At 72.2% G+C, this 21,753-nt stretch carries 21 protein-coding genes; 14 read left to right on the top strand and 7 right to left on the bottom strand.

The window, feature by feature from the left end:
- Nucleotides 1–193: 193 nt before the first annotated feature.
- Entirely contained in the window at nt 194–358 is a 165-nt protein-coding gene (locus tag ABIC30_RS08280) for a hypothetical protein (RefSeq protein ID WP_020095034.1), read from the bottom strand.
- A 258-nt stretch (nt 359–616) separates the two neighbouring features.
- Here ABIC30_RS08280 and ABIC30_RS08275 point away from each other — a divergent pair, with 258 nt between their 5' ends.
- Both ABIC30_RS08275 and ABIC30_RS08270 read left to right on the top strand, forming a co-directional pair.
- Nucleotides 617–1,744, top strand: a complete 1,128-nt coding sequence (locus ABIC30_RS08275) for a Gfo/Idh/MocA family protein (protein WP_020095035.1) — start codon at nt 617–619, stop codon at nt 1,742–1,744.
- A gap of 2 nt (nt 1,745–1,746) precedes the next feature.
- Nucleotides 1,747–2,829, top strand: coding sequence for a Gfo/Idh/MocA family protein (locus tag ABIC30_RS08270; protein WP_020095036.1), 1,083 nt, complete (start codon nt 1,747–1,749; stop codon nt 2,827–2,829).
- A gap of 80 nt (nt 2,830–2,909) precedes the next feature.
- On the opposite strand, the gene ABIC30_RS08265 is transcribed toward ABIC30_RS08270, so the two are convergent.
- Nucleotides 2,910–3,053, bottom strand: a complete 144-nt coding sequence (locus ABIC30_RS08265; RefSeq protein ID WP_020095037.1) for a hypothetical protein — start codon at nt 3,051–3,053, stop codon at nt 2,910–2,912.
- Nucleotides 3,054–3,623: 570 nt separating this feature from the next.
- Between ABIC30_RS08265 and ABIC30_RS08260 the strand changes: the two genes are divergently transcribed.
- The gene (locus tag ABIC30_RS08260; RefSeq protein WP_020095038.1) at nt 3,624–4,055 is read left to right on the top strand and encodes a helix-turn-helix domain-containing protein; all 432 of its coding nucleotides are present in this window, start codon (nt 3,624–3,626) and stop codon (nt 4,053–4,055) included.
- Between the two features lie 166 nt (nt 4,056–4,221).
- A complete protein-coding gene (locus ABIC30_RS08255) occupies nt 4,222–5,829 on the top strand; it encodes a putative bifunctional diguanylate cyclase/phosphodiesterase (RefSeq protein WP_106735940.1) in 1,608 nt (535 codons plus the stop codon).
- Between the two features lie 37 nt (nt 5,830–5,866).
- Here ABIC30_RS08255 and ABIC30_RS08250 read toward each other — a convergent pair whose 3' ends face one another.
- A complete protein-coding gene (locus ABIC30_RS08250) occupies nt 5,867–6,769 on the bottom strand; it encodes an MBL fold metallo-hydrolase (RefSeq protein WP_020095040.1) in 903 nt (300 codons plus the stop codon).
- 243 nt (nt 6,770–7,012) lie between these two features.
- Here ABIC30_RS08250 and ABIC30_RS08245 point away from each other — a divergent pair, with 243 nt between their 5' ends.
- The 4 genes from ABIC30_RS08245 to ABIC30_RS08230 all read left to right on the top strand — a co-directional run bounded on the left by ABIC30_RS08245 (nt 7,013) and on the right by ABIC30_RS08230 (nt 10,049).
- Nucleotides 7,013–7,678 (top strand): SCO family protein, encoded by a 666-nt coding sequence (locus tag ABIC30_RS08245; protein WP_020095041.1) that lies wholly within the window; start codon nt 7,013–7,015, stop codon nt 7,676–7,678.
- Between the two features lie 87 nt (nt 7,679–7,765).
- The gene (locus tag ABIC30_RS08240; RefSeq protein WP_020095042.1) at nt 7,766–9,355 is read left to right on the top strand and encodes an OpgD/OpgG family glucan biosynthesis protein; all 1,590 of its coding nucleotides are present in this window, start codon (nt 7,766–7,768) and stop codon (nt 9,353–9,355) included.
- Between the two features lie 93 nt (nt 9,356–9,448).
- A complete protein-coding gene (locus tag ABIC30_RS08235; protein ID WP_091976355.1) occupies nt 9,449–9,679 on the top strand; it encodes a hypothetical protein in 231 nt (76 codons plus the stop codon).
- 4 nt (nt 9,680–9,683) lie between these two features.
- Nucleotides 9,684–10,049, top strand: a complete 366-nt coding sequence (locus tag ABIC30_RS08230; protein WP_020095044.1) for a hypothetical protein — start codon at nt 9,684–9,686, stop codon at nt 10,047–10,049.
- Between the two features lie 9 nt (nt 10,050–10,058).
- On the opposite strand, the gene ABIC30_RS08225 is transcribed toward ABIC30_RS08230, so the two are convergent.
- Nucleotides 10,059–10,325 carry a DUF6894 family protein gene (locus ABIC30_RS08225; RefSeq protein ID WP_020095045.1) on the bottom strand — a complete coding sequence of 89 codons (267 nt, stop codon included), beginning with the start codon at nt 10,323–10,325 and terminating at the stop codon, nt 10,059–10,061.
- A 246-nt stretch (nt 10,326–10,571) separates the two neighbouring features.
- Between ABIC30_RS08225 and ABIC30_RS08220 the strand changes: the two genes are divergently transcribed.
- Nucleotides 10,572–11,063: a DUF6894 family protein gene (locus ABIC30_RS08220; protein ID WP_181049218.1), complete on the top strand. Its 492-nt coding sequence runs from the start codon at nt 10,572–10,574 to the stop codon at nt 11,061–11,063.
- Here ABIC30_RS08220 and ABIC30_RS08215 read toward each other — a convergent pair.
- The gene (locus tag ABIC30_RS08215) at nt 11,045–11,764 is read right to left on the bottom strand and encodes a Crp/Fnr family transcriptional regulator (protein ID WP_020095047.1); all 720 of its coding nucleotides are present in this window, start codon (nt 11,762–11,764) and stop codon (nt 11,045–11,047) included. The genes ABIC30_RS08220 and ABIC30_RS08215 overlap by 19 nt on opposite strands.
- A 425-nt stretch (nt 11,765–12,189) precedes the next feature.
- Here ABIC30_RS08215 and rpoN point away from each other — a divergent pair, with 425 nt between their 5' ends.
- The 4 genes from rpoN (at nt 12,190) to ABIC30_RS08195 (ending at nt 18,509) form a co-directional block, all read left to right on the top strand.
- On the top strand, nt 12,190–13,764 hold the full coding sequence (rpoN, locus tag ABIC30_RS08210; protein ID WP_091927410.1) for an RNA polymerase factor sigma-54: 1,575 nt from the start codon (nt 12,190–12,192) through the stop codon (nt 13,762–13,764).
- A 75-nt stretch (nt 13,765–13,839) separates the two neighbouring features.
- Nucleotides 13,840–15,216, top strand: a complete 1,377-nt coding sequence (gene glmU / locus ABIC30_RS08205; protein ID WP_354454663.1) for a bifunctional UDP-N-acetylglucosamine diphosphorylase/glucosamine-1-phosphate N-acetyltransferase GlmU — start codon at nt 13,840–13,842, stop codon at nt 15,214–15,216.
- 146 nt (nt 15,217–15,362) lie between these two features.
- Nucleotides 15,363–17,189: a glutamine--fructose-6-phosphate transaminase (isomerizing) gene (glmS, locus tag ABIC30_RS08200; protein ID WP_020095050.1), complete on the top strand. Its 1,827-nt coding sequence runs from the start codon at nt 15,363–15,365 to the stop codon at nt 17,187–17,189.
- Nucleotides 17,190–17,357: 168 nt separating this feature from the next.
- The gene (locus ABIC30_RS08195; protein WP_354454661.1) at nt 17,358–18,509 is read left to right on the top strand and encodes a M20 family metallopeptidase; all 1,152 of its coding nucleotides are present in this window, start codon (nt 17,358–17,360) and stop codon (nt 18,507–18,509) included.
- A 4-nt stretch (nt 18,510–18,513) separates the two neighbouring features.
- On the opposite strand, the gene ABIC30_RS08190 is transcribed toward ABIC30_RS08195, so the two are convergent.
- Nucleotides 18,514–19,509, bottom strand: coding sequence for an aldo/keto reductase (locus ABIC30_RS08190; protein ID WP_091976350.1), 996 nt, complete (start codon nt 19,507–19,509; stop codon nt 18,514–18,516).
- A 93-nt stretch (nt 19,510–19,602) separates the two neighbouring features.
- Between ABIC30_RS08190 and ABIC30_RS08185 the strand changes: the two genes are divergently transcribed.
- Entirely contained in the window at nt 19,603–20,490 is an 888-nt protein-coding gene (locus ABIC30_RS08185; RefSeq protein WP_354454658.1) for a LysR family transcriptional regulator, read from the top strand.
- A 14-nt stretch (nt 20,491–20,504) separates the two neighbouring features.
- Here the strand turns inward: ABIC30_RS08185 and ABIC30_RS08180 are convergent, their stop codons facing one another.
- Complete coding sequence (locus ABIC30_RS08180) at nt 20,505–21,635, bottom strand: serine hydrolase domain-containing protein (protein WP_354454656.1); 1,131 nt, start codon at nt 21,633–21,635, stop codon at nt 20,505–20,507.
- Nucleotides 21,636–21,753 lie beyond the last annotated feature (118 nt).

Genomic DNA, 21,753 nt, shown 5'->3' with positions numbered 1-21,753 from the left:
CCGACCCGCCTTCCATCGAAGGGATCCCAGGCGGTGGTGCCCGACGGCTACGTCGACCGGGGTGAACCGGTTGAGGGTCAGGGATCCTCGCGCGACCTGGGCACGACGGATCTTCCCGGCGGGAACCCGACCCGACCGCGAACTTAAAGATCTGAGACGCCGGATACTCGGCCGGTGCCGGTCGAATGCCGACCTACGCGCGCCCGAAGTGACGGAGCACGAGGGGCTCGGTCCGGGTAAGCTTGAGGCCGCGCGGCTGCGAGCGGCCGCTCCGGCCGGCGACGATGGCCAGGCCGACGAGGCCGACCGATCCGGTCAAAGCCACGGCCACACACCACCAGAAGGCGACATCGAGCATGGCTGTCCACGGGGCTCCGGTTGCACCCGAACTGTCGGACCGTACGGTAAACGGAGCGTTAAACGCGCGTTCGACCGAATAGCGTCAGCGCCTGCGGCCCGAGCGCCGTGTACTGCCGAGACATGGGCGCCGAATTCGGGCGCCGGAGAGCGTCGCTGAGCTCTCGGCGCGTCGATCCTACGCCCAATGGATGAAGGCGCGGAACGGAGCGCTGCCGCTACGACCCGAATCCGGTGCGGATGACCTTCAGGGACAGAGATGCAGATCGGGATCGTCGGCTGCGGTTACGTCGCCGACTTCTACATGACGACCCTCGTGAACCACCCCGAACTGCGCCTCGCCGGCGTCTACGACCGGGACCCGGAGCGGCGCGCCGTCTTCTGCCGTCACTACAACGCCCGCGCCTTCGACAGCCTCGAGGCCCTGCTCGCCGAGCCGGAGATCGGCCTCATCCTGAATCTGACCAACCCGCACAGTCACTACGTCGTGACCAAGGCCGCCCTGGAGGCCGGCAAGCACGTCTACTCCGAGAAGCCGCTCGCCATGGAGTACGCCCAGGCCGAAGCGCTGGTGGAACTCGCCGAGGCGAAGGGCCTCTCGCTGAGCGGCGCGCCCGCGAGCATCCTGGGCGAGGCGGGCGCGACCGTGCGGGAGGCCGTCGCGTCCGGCCAGGTCGGGTCGGTCCGGCTCGTCTACGCCGAGTTGGAGGACGGGCCGGTGTTCCAGGAGCCGGTGCATGAATGGCGGAGCGTGACCGGCGCCCCCTGGCCGGCCGAGGACGAGTACCGGGTCGGCTGCACCCTGGAGCACGCCGGCTACTACCTGACCTGGATGAGCCTGATGTTCGGCCCGGTCGAGCGCATGACTGCCTTCGCGTCGCGCCTGTACCCAGACAAGGGCACCGGCCAGCCCCCGGACTCGGTCGCCAACGACTTCTCGACAGCGTGCCTGGAGTTCCGATCCGGCGTCGTCGCGCGGATCACCTGCGGCCTCGTCGCGCCGCAGGACCGCTCCCTGCACATCATCGGCGACCGGGGCGTCCTGACCGTGACCGATTCGTGGGCCAGCCAGGGCCCGGTCTATCTCCGTTCGCCGAGCGGCGAGGCGCCCGGGCGGCTCGGCCGGCTGCTGCACCGGATCCAGCGCTACCTGCCCGGGCGGATCTTCCTCGGTCGGAAGCTGCCGACTCCCCGCTTCGGGGGCAAGCTGCCCAGCTACCCGTCGCAGATGGATTTCGCCCGCGGACCCGCGGCCCAGGCCGCGGCGATCCGGGCGGGCGTTCCGGCGCCGCTCCCGGCGCGGTTCGTGCTGCACATCACCGAGATCGCGCTCGCCATGCAGAATGCCGGCGGCGGCGCCGTGATCCAGCTGAGATCCAGGTTCTAGCCATGGCACAGACCGTCTCGTGGGGCGTCCTCGGCACCGGGGTCATCGCCCAGCGCTTCGTCAGCGACCTTCTCGGGCGGCCGGACGCGCGCCTCACAGCCGTCGGGGCGCGGAGCACGGGGAGCGCCCAGGCCTTCGCCGCGGCCTTCTCTCAGGCGTCCGGCGCGCCGGCCGCCGTCGCCGGCGTCGAGGCCCTGGCCGCGCGGCCGGATATCGACGTCGTCTACATCGCCACGCCCAACAGCGACCACATGGACAGCGCGCTGGCCTGCATCGAGGCCGGCAAGTCGGTCCTGATCGAGAAGCCGATCGCGCTCTCGGGCGGGCAGGCGCGGCGCATCGCGGAGGCGGCGCGGCGGAAGGGCGTCTTCTGCATGGAAGCGATGTGGATGCGCTTCACGCCCGGCGTCGTGCGGGCTAAGGCGATGCTGGAGGCGGGAGAGATCGGCGATCCCCTGCATCTCGACGCCCGCCTGTTCTTCCCCCGCGCGTTGAACCCGCCCGGACGGACGGACGATCCGGCCGAAGGCGGGGTGATCCTCGATCTCGGGGTCTACCCCGTGTCGCTGGCGCTCCACCTGTTCGGCGCACCCACGGAGGTCTCGGGCGTCGGCCTCGATCGGGGCGGTGCGGCGGCGCAGCAGGCCGCGCTCGCGCTCGGCTGGAACGCCAGGACCGCGACCCTGAGCTGCGGCTCGACCGGAGAGGCCGACAACGCCGCCGTGATCGTCGGCACGCGCGGCCGCATCCACCTGCACCGGCAGTTCCTGTGCCCGCCCTTCCTCACGCGCGTGCGCACCGCCGCCGCGCCGGCGCCCGCCGACCGTGCCCCGCCGCGCCGCCAGGCCGTCGACCGACTGGCCTTCGCGAAACGCCTCCTGCAGCCGCTGGACTTCCGCCGCGTCGCGCTGATCCCGACGCCGTACCTCGGGTTCGGGCTGCGGCATCAGATCGACGAGGTGCATCGCTGCCTGCTCGCCGGCGCCCGCGAGAGCCCGATCATGCCGCTCGCGGACAGCATCCGCACCCTCGACATCCTCGATCGCGTCCGCGCCCGGCCGCAGCCGCTGGAGGCCGTCGCCTAGGAGGGGCGTCCGGACCGGGCGCCCGTCCCGAGCGGATGATCCGTCCGGGCAGGTCGCGGCGCCGTTCCCGGCGGTCGAGGTCAGGTCGTCTTCGTCGCCTTGGCGGGAGGCAGCCTGCGCAGAATCCGCGCGATATGCGCGCGCAGGGCCGACGTCTCGGATCCCGGCCCGGCCTGCCCGGCGGGTTCGGCTGGCTCCTGGAGGGTGACGAGAAGGTCGGTCATCGACGAGGGCGCTGTGATGGGAGACCGACTCTACCGTCGAGCCTGGCCGGTGAATACATCATTTCATAGATTTTCTCGACCGGGACTTAAAGTGTTTAGGCCGGCGATAGACGCGGCCCGATGTCGGAAACAGGGGTGTGTGTCCCACCGGCCGCGACATTCGCGCCGGTGAATTGCATCGCCGATGTCTTGATGGAGACCCGCGGCCGCAGTCCCATCACAATGCCGGCCGCATCACATATCCGTCACCGTCCGCCACGACGATCGGAGGCCTCGGTACTTTACCACCCCTTCGACCGATCTCCGATGTATCGTCGCGCACGGCGACTGAGAGGCTGCCGTAGCCGGCGAAGACAGGCGCAGGAGGGAAACCGTCTGTGCGCTGCGTGACGGATACAGTTGACCATTGCGGTTTCACCGTCCCTGGGCGTACAACCAACAGCCAAGCCATGCGTCCAGTGCAACTAGGAATTGCGCAACTTATTGGTGCGCTAAGCAGTTTTCGGTTGTGTTTTTTTCCGCGACTCTGGGTAAGTGCCACTCATCCCGCATGCTGAAGGTTTCCGTTCGATGTCGTCCTCCCCGAAGCCCAAGTCCGCCACCGAGACCGATCGCTCGATCGGCGGCCGCATCGCGGCGCTCCGCGTGGCACAGGGCCTGAGCCAGACCGATCTCGGTCAGGCCATCGGCGTCAGCTTCCAGCAGGTTCAGAAGTACGAGAAGGGGCGCAACCGCATCGGCGCAGGGCGTCTTCAGGCCATCGCCGACCTGCTGAGGGTGCCGGTGGACACGTTCTTCGCGGATCCGCGGGACAACGGCGGCGGACGCGTCGGACCCGCGGCCCTGTTCGAGGATCCGAAGGTCATGGAACTCGTCCTGGCCTTCACCAGCATCACCGACGAGACGACCCGCGGCGGGATCCTGTCGATCGTCAAGGCCGCCGCCACCCTCCAGGAGAGCCGCTCGGCCGCGCAGCGTCCGGACGCCGTCGACGAGGCGTGACGGCGCGGCCCTGTCCATCTCTTACCGCGACGGAACATACCGGCGCCCCCGAGCCGCGCGCAGCGTGGCGGCGCGATTTAATCCAAATTAAACCAAGACAAAGACCCGTAAAGATGTAGAGAAGCTGCCGCGTCCGGAGCTGATCTACAGCGCGTGAGCGGACGGCATGCTTCGCTCTGACGTTGGAAACCGGGTCCTGACCATGCCGATCGAGACGTCGAGAGCCTGGGGCCGCGGCGAGCTGTACGAGACCCTGTGCCTCCTCGTGATCGGCGTCGGGATCTGGTTCGTCGGCGTCACGCTCGGGACCTTCGCGTATCTGAACAGCGTCGTCGCCACCTACAACCTCACGGACCTGCTGCTGCTCGCCGCCTGCATGGGCGTGGCGCAGTGGGGCGCCAGCATCCGCAAATCGATCATCCTCCGGCGGCTCATGCTCGAGCGCGCCGCCGCCGCCGCGCAGGCCGAGGCGATCGCCCGGCACGACGGGCTGACCGGTCTGGCGAACCGCCGCCGCTTCATCGACGCCGTGGAACGGGCGCACGCGCCGGGCGCCGCGGACGCGGCGGTGCTCCTCATCGACCTCGACCGGTTCAAGCCGGTCAACGACCTCTACGGCCACGCGGCCGGGAATGCGGTCCTGTGCGCCGTGGCCGAGCGTCTGCAGCAGCTCGTGCCGTCGGGCGGCCTGGCGGCCCGTCTGGGCGGCGACGAGTTCGCCATGCTGGTCCCGCTCCGCTACGAGAGCGAGGCGCTGCGGCGCCTCGCCCAGGCGGTCATCGCGCGCATCGCCGAGCCGGTGACGTGGAGCCAGAACGACCTGAAGGTCGGGGCCACAGTCGGCGTCGCCGCGGTGTCGGCCGAGCACGGGGACGCCGACGCGATCCTGCACGCGGCCGACCTCGCCATGTACCAGGGCAAGAAGGACGGGCGCGGCAATGTCCGCTTCTTCCGCAGCGCCATGGACGCGGAGCTGCGCGCCCGCGCCCGCATGGAGACGGAACTTCGCCTCGCCATCGAGACGGGCGCGATCGAGCCCTTCTACCAGCCGGTGGTGTCGCTCCCCGAGAAGGAGATCGTCGGGGTCGAGGTCCTGGCGCGCTGGCGCCACCCGACGCGCGGGGTGGTGGGCCCGAGCGAGTTCATCCCGGTGGCCGAGGAGACCGGGATGATCGCGGATCTCAGCTACAGCCTGATCCGCCGCGCCTGCCTGGATGCCCGGGCCTGGCCGCCGCACCTGATCCTCGCGGTGAACATCGCCCCGCAGCAGTTCCAGGACGCGTGGCTCGCCCAGCGCATCCTCGGGATCCTGACCGAGACCGGCTTCCCGCCGCAGCGCCTGGAGGTCGAGATCACCGAGAGCGCCCTGATCCAGGACCTGGAGGCGACCCGGACGACCCTGCTGTCGCTGCGCGAACTCGGCGTGCGCATCGCGCTGGACGATTTCGGAACCGGCTATTCCAGCCTGTACCACCTGCGCGAACTGAAGTTCGACAAGCTGAAGATCGACCGCAGCTACGTCGACGCCATCACGATGAGCGACGAGCGGGCGAAGCTCGTCGACGCCATCATCAAGCTCGGGGCGAGCCTCGGCCTCTCCACCACCGCCGAGGGGATCGAGACCGACGCCAGCCTCGACTGGCTCTCCGAACAGGGCTGCCATTTCGGCCAGGGCTACCTGTTCGGCCACGCCATGCCGAAGGCCGAGATGGACGGCGTGCTCGCCGCCGTGCGATCCCCGGCCCCGTTCCAGGATCTCGCGCGGGCCTCGTGAGGCGCGGGATTCCGCCCGCGCGGCCGCATCACGTCGGTCAGCGCGGCGCCCTGTAGGCGGAGCCGTCGGCGGCCCCGAGCGGGTGCTCCACGAACCGGCCCGTCTCCGGCACCGCGACCCGGTCGAAGTCCGCCGCCAGGGCGTCGAGGGCGCGGCGCATCTCGGCGCCCTGGAGCGGCCGGCCGTGTCCGGTGATAACCCGCTCCGGGGCGAGCGCGGCGAGCGCCCGCACCGACGCGCGCGCCGCCGGCCAGTCGATCGTCAGGTACATCGGCGGCCCGTGCAACTCCGGCGCCTGCGTCGCGACCGCGTAGGCGGATTCCTGCGCCGTGGTGATGAAGGCGTCGCCCGCGATCAGCGTCCGGTCGGATTCGCGCCAGAGCGAGACGTGGCCCGGCGCGTGGCCGGGCGTGTGGATCCAGCGCCAGCCGGGCAGGGGCGGCACCGAACCGTCCTCCGGCAGGAGGCGGAGCCGCCCTGAGACGTCGACCGGGCTCGTCGGGAACAGCGGCGACAGGCGGCCGAGGAGCCCGCCGCCGACGCTCGGATCCGGCGTCGGGTAGGCGGCGCTGCCGTCGAGATAGGGCCGCTCCAGGGCGTGCACGTAGACCGGGACGTCCCAGTCCTCCGCGAGGTCCTCCAGGACGCCGACATGGTCGAAATGGCCATGGGTCAGGACGATCGCGGCCGGCCGGGCGCCTTCGCCGAAGCGGGCCCGGGCCGCGGCCTCGATCCCGCGCTTCGCGCCCATCACGCCGGCGTCGATCAGGACCCAACCCCGGTCGCCCGCGCCGGGGGGCCCCACGAACACGACGTTGACCAGGACGTGGCGCTGATAGGCGACGTCATCGGCGATGGCGTGGGTGGCGTCGTCCCGCTCGGCGTCGCGGCGGGGATCGTCGGCCCGGGCCTGCGGGTCGACGGGGATCTGCTGGGCCATCTGGGGCGGCTCCCGTGCACGGTCGCGGAGGGGACGGTCGGGCCCGCGGCCCGAGTGTCCCGGCGCCGGATGGCGCGAGCGCCCGTACCCTGGCCAACCGGCCGCTCCCAGGCGTGTTCCTGACGTCGTCGCCTCTCCAGGTCCGGCCCCGCACGGGAGGCCGCGGCCTCACGCCTGTCGACACGGACCCCATATTGGCGGCATCGATACCGGCCACCCCGACGCGCCGTCGCAGGTCACAGCATGGCACCGAGCCCTCTCGCCCTCATCGCCTCCGCCGCCCTCGTCGCCGTGATCGCTACCGGCACCGGGGCGATCGTCCTCCAGCAGGGATCGCGGTTCAGCCATTCCCGGAAGGTCGGCGGCCCGTTCACGATGGCGGATCTCGACGGCCGCCCGGTGACCCAGGCCGATCTCCGCGGCAAGCCGTCCGTCCTGTTCTTCGGCTTCACCCACTGCCCGGACGTCTGCCCGACCACGCTCGCGACCCTGGCGTCGGCCCTCGGCCGGATGGGCCGCGACGCGGATCGCCTCAACGTCGTCTTCGTCACCCTCGACCCGGAGCGGGACACGCCCGACACCCTGCGGGCGTACCTGGCCTCGTTCGATCCGCGGATCCGCGGCTTCGTCGGCACGCCGCAGCAGGTCGCCCGCATGGCCGACGCCTACCACGTCGCCTACAAGCGCGTGCCGACCAAGGACGGCGACTACACGATGGAGCATTCCGCCACCGTGGCGCTGTTCGACAGGACCGGCCGCATGGTCGGCGAGATCGGCTACGGCGAGGACGAGGCCAACACCTTCGCGAAGCTGATCACCCTGGCGCTGCCGGGGCAGTGCCCGCCGGGGGGCGGCGCCAACCTCTGGACGACCGACGGCAGCACCGGCAACTGCGGTCCGCGGAGCTGAGCCGCGGCCGGGAAATTGCGCCGCCGCGCCGGCGTGGCTAGAGGGCGGCGCGGGTCGCGAGGCCCGACCGAATCCGGGGGTTCCAGCTTGATCACGCGCCGCGTCCTGACCGCCATCGGGCTCCTCGCCCTCGCGCCGTATCCCGGCCTCGCCCGGGCCGCCGGAGGCGGGCCGCGCCTCGCACCGCCCGAGCCCATGGACCTCGACCGGCTGAAGGATCTCGCCCGGACGCTGCGGGACCGGCCCTACGCGCCGCCCCCGGAGGCGCCCGCCTCGGCGGCCCTCGACGCCCTGACCTACGGGCCGCTCCAGGAGATCCGCTACCCGCCGGGCCACGCCCTGTTCGCCGACAGCCCGTACCCGGTGACCTTCTTCCACCTCGGCAACTTCTTCCGCCATCCCGTGAAGGTCTACGCCCTGGAGGGCGGGCAGGCCCGCGAGGTGCTCTACAGCCACGACCTGTTCACCTACCCGCCGGGCAACCCGGCCAAGGACGTTCCGGACGGGGCGGGCTTCGCGGGGTTCCGGTTCCAGAAGGCGCCCGCCGGGCAGCCGGGCGACGACGGCGACTGGCTGGCCTTCCTGGGCGCGTCGTACTTCCGCGCCGCCGGGGACGGAGCCCAGTACGGGGCCTCGGCCCGGGGCATCGCGATCGACACGGCGCCCGGGCCCGGGAAGACCGAGGAATTCCCGGTCTTCACGCGCTTCTACGTCAGCCCGGCCGCGGACGGCGCCGTGACCGTGCTGGCGCTCCTCGAGGGCCGGAGCCTCACCGGCGCCTACCGGTTCGTCGCCCGGAAGGAGCCGCACGTCGTCATCGACGTCGCCTGCACGGTCTACATGCGCAAGGCGGTCGAGCGGTTCGGCATGGCGCCCCTGACCTCGATGCTGTGGTACTCGGAGGGCATGAGCCGCTTCCTCGCGAGCGACTGGCGGCCCGAGGTGCACGATTCCGACGGGCTGCTGATGCAGACCGGCGCCGACGAGCTGATCTGGCGGCCGCTCAACAACCCGCCCCGCCTCAGCGTCAGCGCCTTCGCCGACCGGTCGCCGAAGGGCTTCGGCCTGCTCCAGCGCGACCGCGCCTACGAGAACTACATCGACGACGGCTTCGAGGAGAACCGTCCCGACATCTGGGTCGAGCCGCAGGGCGACTGGGGCCGCGGCAGCGTCCAGCTCGTGGAGATCCCGACCCATCAGGAGACCGACGACAACATCGTCGCTCTCTGGGTGCCGGACGACGCGCCGCAGGCCGGGTCGGACCGCAGCTTCGCCTACCGGCTGCGCTGGACCGTCAAGGAGCCGGTCGCCACCGACCTCGCCCGGTGCGTCGCGACCCGGGCCACCAAGGCCGCGTGGCTCGCGGATGCCGACAGACGCCCGGGCCGGGCCAACCTCGTGCGGCAGTTCGTGCTGGAATTCGAGGGCGCGGCCCTGTCGGGCCTCGATCCCGAGAAGGCCACGGTCGCGCTCACCCTGTCGCGCGGCAGCGTGGAGGAAGTCGGCGCCACCTGGGCGCCCTACGGCAAGCCGAGCCCCTGGCGGGTCTTTCTCAAGGTCTACGCCGAGGGTCCGGATCCGGTGGAGATGCGTCTGCAGCTGAAGTCCGGGGAGAGGCTGCTCTCGGAGACCTGGGCCTACCAATACTACCCGCAGGCACCCAGCACGGTACTGTGAGCGGCGGTCGTCGCCGGACGGCCCGTCGCCCGAACCGGTCCGGCTCCGGGCGGTTCCGCCCCGGACCCGCCCATCGTCGCATCGGAGACCGCCATGACCGGCGAGACACCGCCCGGCCCGCACCTCCCGGAGGTGCTGACGCGGCTCCTCAAGGCGCCCCGGGCGGCGATCTGGCCGACTCCGGAGGACCGGAACCGCCTGCGCCCCGGCCGGTCGCGACCGCGGCAGCCGAGCCGCGCCGTCCTGGGTGTCTGGATCTGGGCGATCCTCTACAACGTTCTCGGCTTCGCGATCCTCGCGGCCCTGTGGTGGACGATGCGCTGACCCGATGAGCCGACACGCCCAGATCCCCGGCCGAGCGATTCTCGCGGCAATCCTCCTGCTCGGCCTCGCCCCCTCCGCGGCGCAGAGCCAGGGGGACGCGCTCAACGCCGACGACGGCACCGGGGCGGTCAAAGTCTGCTCGCCCGTGGCGATGCCGCGCTGGCGGTCCATGACCCCGGTGCCGAAGACCTGGACCTTCCTGGACTGCATGGGCTTCGCGGGCGAGATGGGCGCGACCCACTTCCAGCTCGGCTGCCTCTTCGCCAACGTCACGCCCCACGCCCAGAAATACGCCTGGGGCGCGATGGTGCCGATCGAGAAGTCGGCCATGGCCAAAGCGCAGCCGCCGATCCCCAATTGCGGCTGGTAGGGCCCGCGCTCAGCCGTCGGAGGGCTGCCAGTCCAGGTCGAGGGTGAGGCGGGCGCGGAAGACCGTGCTGCCGGTCGCGTCGCGGACCCGCGCCTCCAGCACCAGGCCGGCATCTCCGGGGGCCGGTCGGTCCGCCCGGACGCGGAGCCGGTCATGCACGGCCTCGATCAGGGCCTCGGTCGCCGACAGGCACGCCTCGTGACGATCGGCGAAGGGCAGCCCCTCCTCGTCGAGGGACAGGCCGCGGTCGTCGGTGAAATCGGTGAAGTAGCGCATGGCGCAGAACCTCACGGCCAGCTGAGGAGCGTGCGCCGCGACCTGAGCGGTGTCGTTAACCTGTGTGTGGGCGCCGCACGGCCTCGCGCGACGGGCCGCCGGATCCTCGCGCCGCGGCGACCGCGCGAAGAACGCGGCCGCGCGGGCCGCGATCCACCCGCCCTCAGAAAAATGTATGAGTGTGGACAGACGCCGCGCGTGCGGCCGGACTGATTCGGCCCCGAACCCTCTGCACGAAAGTACGATATGGCCGGCGCGGTCGGCCCGGTACCCGTCGGTGCGCGAACTGCCGCAGCCGCCCTCGCGCGGGTTGCCCTCGCTCGGGTTGCCCTTGCGCGGGCCGCCCGTCTCGGCGGACACTCGGCGGCCGGTAACCCGCGCGGCGTGGTTCGCGCCGATCCGACACGCCGCTCAGGCCCGCGACGCCGTTCCCGATGGCGCGGCACGCGGTCTTCGGCGGGCGCCCCGAAGGCCCCGCTGGCCGATCCTCGAAGGGGATGTCACCTGCCCCGCTTCTTCCTCAACGTCCGGCGGCACGGCACGCTGATCGCCGATCGGGAGGGCGACGATCTGCCCGATCGGACGGCGGCCGAGCACCTCGCTCGCGACATCCTGCGCGAGATGCGCCGGCTGCCGCACGTCTACGGCGCGCCGCGCGGCTGGCGCGCCGACACCTTCGTCATCACCGACGAGGCCGGCGCGGTGGTGGCCGAAGTCCCCTACGCCAGCGTGCTCTGAGGCCGCCGCAGCGGGCCGATCAGGCGCTCGTACTCGGCCTCGGCCGGGCCGTAGGTCTGGCCGGCGGCCTCCTCCAGGCGGGTGCGGCTCAGGACCCGGATCCGGCCGCGCCGGGCCCGGATCAGGCCGGCGCCCTCCAGAGTGTGGATCGCGACCGTGACGGTCGGGCGGCGCACGCCGAGCATGATCGACAGGAACTCGTGCGTCACCGACAGGTCGTCGCCGTCCTGCCGGTCGTGGTACATGAGGAGCCACCGCGCGAGCCGCTCCTCGGCGGGCGCGCCCGCGTTGGCGATCGCGGTCTGGGCGACCTGGACCAGGAAGGTCTGGACGTAGCGCAGCAGCAGGTTGCGCATCGACGGGCTGGATTTCAGGGCGTCGCGCAGGGCCGGCACGGAGATCCGGCGCCCTCGGCCTGCGACCTGCATGAAAATCTGGTACGGGATCGTGTCGGTTCCGAGCAGCAGCGCCGGTGCGGCCATGCCGTCGCGTCCGAACAGGCCGACCTCGATCCGGCCGCCCTCGGCGAGAGTCGACACCACCGAGCACAGGCCGGTGTCGATGAAGACCGCGTGCGGGATCGCGGCGGCCGGCTCGACGAGCACTTTGCCGAGGGGCAGGTCGATCGCCTCCAGATGAGGCCCGAGCAGTGCGCCGTCCGCCTCGGATAGGGCGGCCAGAAGGCGGTTCTGATGCGGCATCGGCAAACGCGTACGCAGAAATCGACCTCCGCGCAGCGGCTCTCGTGCGGGAACCGCGGCGCACCCCCGAGCCATGCTCGGATCAACACGGAATAGCGAGCGGATATTGCATCTAGCGGGGGAAGCGTCTGCAACCAGACAAAGCTTTGCCGGCGGATTTCGGATGTCCTGGCAAATGCGCGCGGATGATTGCGCAAACCTTCCTTTAAGATCTGCCCTCAGACTGCCGGGCGGCGGATCGGGATGTGACTGGAACGCTGCGCGTCCCGCAGCGCCGTGCACTTGCCAACAGCGGCGTGCACGGTCGCGCTTTGACGCGCGGGTCGGATCGCGTTACAGAAAGTGCGACGGAGCAAGCAAGAACCATGCCGTGAGCAGCGTGGCTCCGGCTGGCGAACCGCGCCGGAAGGGCATCGGGGCCTCGCATGAGTTTGGTGCAACGGCTGGAAGTGCGTCAGGGCCAGGCCCTGGTGATGACGCCGCAGCTCCTGCAGGCGATCAAGCTTCTCCAACTCTCGCACCTCGATCTCTCGGCCTACGTCGAGGCCGAGCTGGAACGCAACCCGCTGCTGGAGCGCGCCGAGCCGGACCTGCCGGCCGCGGGTGACGCCGCCGAATCGGGCAGCCATGCCGAGGAGGCGGGGGCCGACGGCTTCGACGCGCCGGAGCCCGACTCGTGGCTCTCGGCCGACCTCAACCCGAGCCGCGGCGAGATCGAGAGCGACTTCGACACGCGCCTCGACAACGTCTTCCCCGACGAGAGCCCCGTCCAGGCGCGCGAGGCGGGCGGGGGCGACATGCTCTCGCTGACGCCCCCGCCCTACGGCAGCACCGGCGGCAGCTTCGACGCCGAGGCGCCCGATTTCGAGGCGACCCTCACGGCCGAGACCTCGCTGCGCGAGCACCTCGCGGGCCAGCTCGACCTCGCGACCCGGGAGCCGGCCGAGCGGTTGATCGGCGGCTTCCTGATCGACGCCGTCGACGAGGCCGGCTACCTGCGCGAGACGGTGGAGGGCGTGGCCGAGCGGCTCGGCGCCGACCCGGCCCTCGTCGGCCGGATGCTGGCGCTGGTCCAGACCTTCGACCCGCCCGGGATCGCGGCCCGCGACCTCGCCGAGTGCCTCGCGATCCAGCTGCGCGAGCGCGACCGGTTCGACCCGGCGATGCAGGCGCTGGTCTCGCGGCTGGACCTCGTGGCCAAGCGCGATTTCGCGGCCCTGCGCCGGCTCTGCGGCGTCGACGACGAGGACCTCGTCGACATGCTGGGCGAGATCCGCCGCCTGGATCCGAAGCCCGGCCGGGCCTTCGGGTCGAGCGCCGTCGAAGTCCTGGTCCCGGACGTGTTCGTGCGCGCCGCGCCGGACGGCTCCTGGCTGGTCGAGCTGAACAGCGAGGCGCTGCCCCGGGTCCTGGTGAACCAGAGCTACTACGCCCGCGTCTCGCGCAACGCCGCCGCGGAGGGTGACAAGGCCTTCCTGTCGGAGGCCCTCCAGAACGCCAACTGGCTGACCCGCTCGCTGGAGCAGCGCGCCCGCACCATCCTGAAGGTCGCCACCGAGATCGTCCGCCAGCAGGACGGGTTCTTCGTCCACGGCGTCACCCACCTGCGGCCGCTGAACCTCAAGACCGTGGCCGAGGCGATCGGCATGCACGAATCGACCGTCTCGCGGGTCACCTCCAACAAGGCCATCGGCACGAGCCGCGGGACCCTGGAGATGAAGTACTTCTTCACCGCGGCGATCCCCGGGGCGGCCGGCGCCGCCGCACACTCCTCCGAGGCGGTGCGCCACCGCATCAAGCAGCTCGTCGACGGCGAGACGCCGGACGACGTGCTGTCCGACGACGCCCTGGTGCAGAAGCTGCGCGGGGAGGGCGTCGACATCGCCCGGCGCACGGTGGCGAAGTACCGGGAGTCCCTGCGGATCCCGAGCTCGATCGAGCGCCGCCGGGAGCGCTTCGCCCACGGCTCGGGCCAGCACGTCGCCCTGGCGCTGCGCTGATCGGCCCGGACGGGGTTGCGCCGGGCGCCCGTCCGGCCCATCCGTCTTGGCCCTCGATCGATGCCTGGACCCGCGATGACCCCGACCGGAACGCCCTCGCGCAGCCTCACCGCCATCGTGCTCGCGGCCGGGAAGGGCACGCGGATGCGCTCGGACCTGCCGAAGGTGCTGCACCGGATCGCCGGGCGCAGCATGCTCGGCCACGTCCTGGCCGCCGTCCAGGCGGCGGGCGCGGGCCGGATCGCCGTGGTGGCCGAGCCCGGCCGCGACGACGTCGCCGCCGAGATCGCGCGGGCGGCCCCCGGCGCCCGGGTCTTCCCGCAGGCCGAGCGCCTCGGTACCGCCCACGCGGTGCTCGCCGCCCGGGAGATCCTGGCCGACCCCGACGACGACGTGGTGATCGCCTTCGGCGACACGCCGCTCGTCTCGGCCGACACCTTCCTGCGTCTCCGCGCGCCCCTGGCCGACGGCGCCGCGGTGGCCGTGCTGGCCTTCGAGACGGCGACACCCTCCGGCTACGGGCGGGTGCTGACCGAGGGCGACCGCGTGCTCGCCATCCGCGAGGAGAAGGACGCGAGCGCGGCCGAGCGGGCCGTGACCCTGTGCAATGCCGGGCTGATGGCGCTCGCCGGAGGGCACGCCCTGGCCCTGCTCGCCCGCATCGGCAACGACAACGCCGCCGGCGAGTACTACCTGCCCGACGCGGTGGCGCTGGCGGTGGCCGACGGGCTGCCCGTCACGGTCGTGCCGGTGGACGAGGCCGAGGCGCAGGGCGTCAACGACCGGGTGCAGCTCAGCGTCGCGGAGGCCGCGATCCAGGCGCAGCTGCGCCGCAGCGCCATGCTGGGGGGCGCCACGCTGATCGCCCCCGAGACGGTGTTCCTCAGCCACGACACGGTGCTGGGGCGCGACGTGATCGTGGAACCCAACGTGGTGTTCGGCCCCGGCGTGCGGGTCGCGGAGGGCTGCACCGTGCGGGCCTTCGCGCATCTCACCGAGACCAGCCTGGAGGCGGGCGTGAAGATCGGGCCGTTCGTGCGGCTGCGCGGCCACGCCGTGCTGGAGGCCGGCGCGGAGCTCGGCAATTTCGTCGAGCTGAAGAACGCCCGGATGGGTGCCGGCGCCAAGGCCGCGCACCTCACCTATCTCGGCGACGCGGAGGTCGGCGCCAAGGCCAATATCGGCGCCGGCACGATCACCTGCAATTTCGACGGCGTGCTCAAGCACCGGACCACGATCGGCGCGGGCGCCTTCATCGGCTCGAACTCGGCCCTGGTCGCCCCCGTCTCGGTGGGGGAGGGGGCCTACGTCGCCTCCGGCTCGGTGATCACCGACGACGTGCCGACGGACGCCATGGCGGTGGCCCGGGGCCGGCAGGCGGTGAAGCCGGGCTGGGCCAGGGAGAAGCGCGCGGCGCTGCAGGCCGAGAAGGCGCGGCGCGGCAAGGCGTGAGGCCGGGCACGCCGCGCGGGCGGGGCTGGCCCTGCGCCGTGCCGATCCGGTAGAAGTCCCGCTCGGCCCCGCACGGCGCGGGGCGGCCCGGACCTTGCGCACGACCTGCGCGCGGCCATCCGGGCGCGACAGCGAGAGACACTCCTATGTGCGGCATCGTCGGCATCGTCGGGCGCGACGCGGTGGCGGGGCAGGTGATCGAGGCCCTGCGGCGGCTCGAGTACCGCGGTTACGATTCCGCCGGCATCGCCACCCTGGAGCACGGCCGGCTGGCGCGGCGCCGGGCCTCGGGCAAGTTGGTCAACCTGGAAGCCAGGCTCGCCCAGGAGCCGCTCACCGGCACGATCGGCATCGGCCACACCCGCTGGGCGACCCACGGCCGGCCCAACGAGACCAACGCCCACCCGCACGCCACCAAGCGCCTGGCCGTCGTGCACAACGGCATCATCGAGAATTTCCGCGAGCTCAAGCAGGAGCTGGAGGCCGACGGCGTCGTCTTCGAGACCGAGACCGACACCGAGGTCGTCGCCCAGCTCGTCAGCCGCAACATGGACCGGCAGATGGGGCCGGTGGAGGCCGTGGCCGCCGCCCTGCCGCGGCTGCGCGGCGCCTTCGCGCTGGGCTTCCTCTTCTCCGGCGAGGAGAACCTGCTGATCGGGGCCCGCCACGGGGCGCCGCTGGCCATCGGCTTCGGCGAGGGCGAGACCTACCTGGGCTCCGACGCCCTGGCGCTCGCCCCGTTCACCGACGCCATCACGTATCTCGACGAGGGCGACTGGGCGATCCTGTCCCGGGGCGGCGCCGAGATCCGCGACGCGTCGGGCGCCACGGTCGAGCGCGCCCGGCAGACGATCGCCACGCAGGCCTACCGGATCGACAAGGGCGAGTACCGCCACTTCATGGCCAAGGAGATCCACGAGCAGCCCGAGGTGGTGGGCCGCACGCTCGCCCACTACGTCGACATGGCGCAGGGGCGGGTCGCGCTGCCCGAGGCGCTGCCCTTCGACTTCGCCAAGCTCAGCCGCGTGTACATCACCGCCTGCGGCACGGCCTACTACGCGGGGCTCGTCGCCCGGTACTGGTTCGAGCAGGTGGCCCGCCTGCCGGTGGAGATCGACGTCGCCTCCGAGGCCCGCTACCGCGAGGCGCCGCTCGAGAAGGACGGGCTGACGCTGGTCATCTCGCAGTCGGGCGAGACCGCCGACACCCTGGCTTCCCTGCGCTACGCGAAGTCGAAGGGCCAGCACACGCTGAGCGTGGTCAACGTGCCGACCTCGACGATCGCGCGGGAATCCTCCGTGGTGATGCCGACGCTGGCCGGGCCGGAGATCGGCGTCGCCTCCACCAAGGCGTTCTCGTGCCAGCTCACCGTGCTGCTCTGCCTCGCCATCGCGGCGGGCCGGGCCCGCGGCACCCTCGACGCGGCGGGCGAGCGGCGGCTGATCGACGGCCTGATCAAGGCGCCGGGCCTGATGGCCGAGGCGCTCACCCACGAGGCGGCGATCGAGGGTCTGGCCCGGGAGGTCGCGAAGGCGCGGGACGTGCTCTATCTCGGCCGCGGCACCAGCTACCCGATGGCGCTGGAAGGCGCGCTGAAGCTCAAGGAGATCAGCTACATCCACGCCGAGGGCTACGCGGCGGGCGAGCTGAAGCACGGGCCGATCGCGCTGATCGACGAGAGCGTGCCGGTGATCGTGATCGCGCCGCACGACGCGGTGTTCGAGAAGACCGTCTCGAACATGCAGGAGGTGGCCGCCCGCGGCGGGCGCATCGTGCTCATCGGCGACGCCAAGGGGGCCGCCGAGCACGGGCTCGACACGCTCGCGACCTTCACCATGCCGGCGCTCGACCCGACGGTGGCACCGATCGTGTACGCGGTGCCGATCCAGCTGCTCGCCTACCACACGGCTGTGTTCATGGGGAAAGACGTCGACCAGCCCCGCAACCTCGCCAAATCGGTCACGGTCGAGTAGGCGCCGCCGACCACATCGGCGGTCGATTCGGACGCTGCGCCGTCTTTGCGAGCGGAGCGAAGCAATCCAGTCTGCGCTATGCTGCCAGAGGTTGCGCGACGCTGGGTTGCTTCGCTGCGCTCGCAAAGACGGTCTGCGCAATCCTGCTGACCCCGGTACGAGGCCCCCATGACCGCCCATGACACCGACGTCCTCCGCTGGCTCGACGGGCAGGAGGGCGCGATGCTGGCGCTCCTCGAGGAGCTCGTGAACATCGATTCCGGTTCCTACGACAAGCCGGGGGTCGACGCGGTCGGCATCCGCATCGCGGAGTTCCTCGCCGGCCACGGCATCCCGGTGACCACGATCCCGGTCGACGGCTACGGCGACGCGCTGAAGGCGAGCGTGGCCGGATCGGGCGGCGGCAACCGGCCGGTCGTGCTCATGGGCCACCGCGACACCGTCTTCCCGAAGGGGGAGCCGGCCCGCCGGCCGTTCCGGGTCGCCGACGGCCGCGCCTACGGGCCGGGCGTCGCCGACATGAAGGCGGGCCTCGTGATGAACGCCTTCGTGTTGGCCGCCTATCACCGCGCCGGCGGCGCGCCGGTGCCGCTCGTCGGCCTGTTCACCAGCGACGAGGAGATCGGCTCGCCGGCCTGCCGGCCGATCATCGAGGAGACCGCCCGGGGCGCCCGCGCGGTGCTGAATTCCGAGCCGGGGCGGCCGACCGGCAACGTCGTCACCGGCCGCAAGGGCGGGGTGTTCATGCACCTCGAGGTGCTCGGCAGGGCGGCCCATTCCGGCGGCAACTACGCCGACGGGCGGAGCGCCATTCTGGAGCTCGCCCACAAGACCGTCGCGCTTCACGCGCTCACCGACCTCGACCGCGGCATCACGGTGAATGTCGGCCTGGTCTCCGGCGGCCAGTCGGTGAACACCGTGGCGCCCCGGGTGACCTGCGAGATCGACCTGCGCTACGTGACCCCGCCCGACCGCGAGGCCGCCATGGACCGGATCGCCGCGATCGTGGCCGGATCGACGGTGCCGGACACGACCGCGCATCTCACCATCAAGGGCGAGTTCCTGCCGCTCGTGCAGGACGAGGCCTCGCGGGCCCTGTTCGAGACCTACGCAAGGGTGAGCGCGGAGGGCGGCAACCCCGTCACCGGCGAGTTCGCCGGCGGCTGCGCCGATTCGGGCTTCACCGCCAGCGTCGGCTGCCCCACGCTCTGCGCCGTGGGCCCGGTGGGCGGCAAGGCCCACTCGCCCGAGGAGTACCTGGAGGTGGGAAGCCTCGTGCCGCGGGCGCGCGCGGTGGCCGAGACCATCGCGGCGCTCTGACGGCTCAGAGACCGACCATCGCCAGCCCGGCGGCGCCGTAGCGGTCGCCGGTCACCGCCTCGGCGGGCATCGCGTCCGCGATGGCCCGCAGGTCGGCCTCGGCCAGGACGAGACCGGCCGCCGCCGCGTTCTCCTCGAGGTTCCGGATCTTGCGGGCGCCCGGGATCGGCACGATGAAGTCGCCCTGGTTCAGCACCCAGGCGATGGCGAGCTGGGCCGGCGTGACACCCTTGTCGCGCGCCAGGACGGCGAGCGTGTCGAGCAGCCGCTGGTTGGCCGCGAGGTTCTCCGCCGCGAAGCGCGGCATCGTGCGGCGGTAATCGTCGGCGGCGAGGCTGTCGCGGTCGCGGATTGCGCCGGTCAGGAGTCCGCGCCCCAGGGGGCTGTACGGCACGAAGCCGATCCCGAGTTCGCGGCAGGTCGGCAGCACCTCAGCCTCGGGATCGCGGCTCCAGAGGGAGTACTCGCTCTGCACGGCGGCGATGGGGTGGACCGCGTGGGCCCGCCGGATCGTGGCCGCGCCGGCCTCGGACAGGCCGAGCGCCCGGACCTTGCCGGCCCGCACCAGATCGGCCATGGCGCCGACCGTGTCCTCGATCGGCACCGCCGGGTCCACCCGGTGCTGGTAGAACAGGTCGATGACGTCGACGCCGAGGCGCCGGAGCGAGGCGTCGCAGACCGCCCGGACGTGCTCGGGCCGGCTGTCGACGCCGATGATCCGGTCGGGACCCTGGCCGGTCTCGGAGATCTTGAAGCCGAACTTGGTGGCGATGATCACCCGGTCGCGGACCGGCGCCAGGGCCTTGCCCACCAGCTTCTCGTTCTCGAAGGGGCCGTACATCTCGGCCGTGTCGAAGAGGGTGATGCCGAGGTCGACGGCGCGGCGCAGCGTGGCGGTGGCCTCGCCCTCGGGCTGGCCGCCATAGGCGTAGCTCATGCCCATGCAGCCAAGGCCGAGGGCGGAGACGGTGAGTTCGGTTCCGAGTCGGCGGTGATCCATGCGGGCCTCCCGTGATGCGGGCCGGACTTCGCACGGGGCGCCGGCGGCGATAATCCGTGACCTGCGGCGCAGGCTGTTCTATGCGGCTCAACAGTGAGACGCGCCGACCTCCCCGCCCTGTCGCTCTTCGCCGCGGTCGCGGCGCGCCGGAGTTTCCGCGGCGCCGCGCGCGATCTCGGGCTCTCAGTCTCGGCGGTGAGCCACGCGATCAACGGCCTGGAGGCGAGCCTCGGCGTGCGCCTCCTCGCGCGGACGACCCGCAGCGTCGCCCCGACCGAGGCGGGCCAGCGCCTGCTCGACGGTCTCGAGCCCGCCCTCGCGGCGATCGCCGACGCGGTCGAGGTGGCGACCGCCGCGGAGCGGCGGCTCACCGGGACGCTGCGGATCTCGGTGCCGCGGTCGGCCGCCGAGATGCTGCTGGTGCCGATCGCCGTCGCGTTCACCCGCGCGCATCCGGGCGTCGAGATCGAGATCCGCGCGCAGGACGGCTTCCGCGACATCGTCGCCGAGGGGTTCGATGCCGGCGTCCGCTTCGCCGAGAGCCTGGACCAGGACATGATCGCGGTGCCGCTCGGCCCGCCGCAGCGCGGCGCGATCGTCGCCGCGCCGGACTATCTCGCGCGTCACGGGACGCCCGCCGACCCGCAGGACCTGCACCGGCATGTCTGCGTCCGGCGCCGATTCCCGAGCGGCGGCCTCTACCTCTGGGAACTCGAGAAGGACGGGATCGCCCAGTCGATCCCGGTCACCGGCACCCTCGTCCTCGACGATGACGGGCTGGTGGCCGGAGCGGCGCGCGGCGGCGCCGGCCTCGCCTACCTCTTCGAGGCGCAGGTGGCGGCCGACATCGCGGCCGGCCGCCTGATCCGGGTCCTCGACGCGTGGTGCCCGCCCTTCCCCGGCTTCTTCCTCTACTACCCGAGCCGCCGCCAGATGCGGCCGCTGCTCCGGAGCTTCGTCGATCACGTCCGGGGCCGCTAGCGCCGCCGGCCCGCCTACGGGCGCAGGGCCGCCACGAGGCGCAGCAGGAAGCCGTCGAGGGCCGCCTTGTCGATCCAGCGCAGGACCGCGACGAGGTCGTGCTCGGGATCGCACCAGATCACGTTGTTGCCCGCCCCGAGGGCGCTGAAGGCCGAGGCCGGCAGCTGCGGCTTGGCGGCCGCGCCGCGGTTCAGCCACCAGAGGTAGCCGTAGCTGTCGAGGGTCGGAGAGGGCGTCAGCATGGCGCGGATCCAGCGCTCCGAGAGCAGCTGCCGCCCGTTCCAGGCGCCGCCGCGGGCGACGAGGAGGCCGAGGCGGGCGTGGTCGTCGGCCCCGATGAACAGGCCGCCGCCCCAGTGGCCGCCGCCGGGGACCGACTGGACCCGCGCGCCGTCGACCGCGACCCAGGCCGAGTCGTAGCCGTGCCACGCCCAGTCGCGGGAGGCGCCGATCGGATCCATGATCCGCTCGCGGAGCACGTCCGGGAGGGCCCGGCCGAAGCGGCGCATCAGGCAGTACGACAGCAGGTTCACCCGGACGTCGTTGTACTCGTAGTAGGTGCCGGGGCACCGCAGCGCCCGCGCCTCGCCCTTGCGGCTGTTGTCGGCGCCCGGGCCGATCTGCCGGAAATGATCGACCTGATCGGACTTGCCGAACAGGGTCCCCTGCCACTCGCTCGACTGCTGCAGGAGGTGGCGCCACGTGATCGCGCCGTTGTGCGGGCCGTCGAGGAGCGGGTCGGGGACGCTGTCGCGCACCGGCGCGTCGACGTCGGGGATAAGGCCGTCGTCGTGGGCGAGGCCGGCCAGCACCGCGAGGTAGCTCTTGGCGATCGAGAAGGTCATGTCCGGGCGGGCCGTGTCGCCCCAGGCGGCGACGCGCCGGCCGGCCTTCAGGATCACGCCCGCCGGGCCGCCGCGCGGGCGCACCGGCCCGTCGACGGCGCTCCAGGGCCCCGTCTCGTTCCACTCGACGATCCCGACGTAGCGCCCGTCGGGATAGTACAGGCTGCGCGGCCACGCGCTCTCGTGGTCCTGCGCGAACGCCACCGCGTCCGCGAGCCGCCCGGCATCGAGCCCCGCCGCACCCGGGTCCTGCTCAGCCCAGTCATCCGTCGGCCAGTACGGCCCGGTCGCTTCGGTCACGCGCGTCTCCTGACGGTCCTCTCCGGTCCGGGCGCATGCAGGGCCTGCGCCGCGGATCGGACCCTCCGTAGAGCCATCGGCCCCGCGAGGGCAGGGCGCGCGCCGCGGTTCGGGCCTC

The sequence above is a fragment of the Methylobacterium sp. 1030 genome (genome assembly GCF_040544715.1).
Lineage (GTDB): Bacteria > Pseudomonadota > Alphaproteobacteria > Rhizobiales > Beijerinckiaceae > Methylobacterium.
Note: the sequence above shows the minus strand (reverse complement) of the source record. Positions and strands in the feature narration are given on the sequence as shown.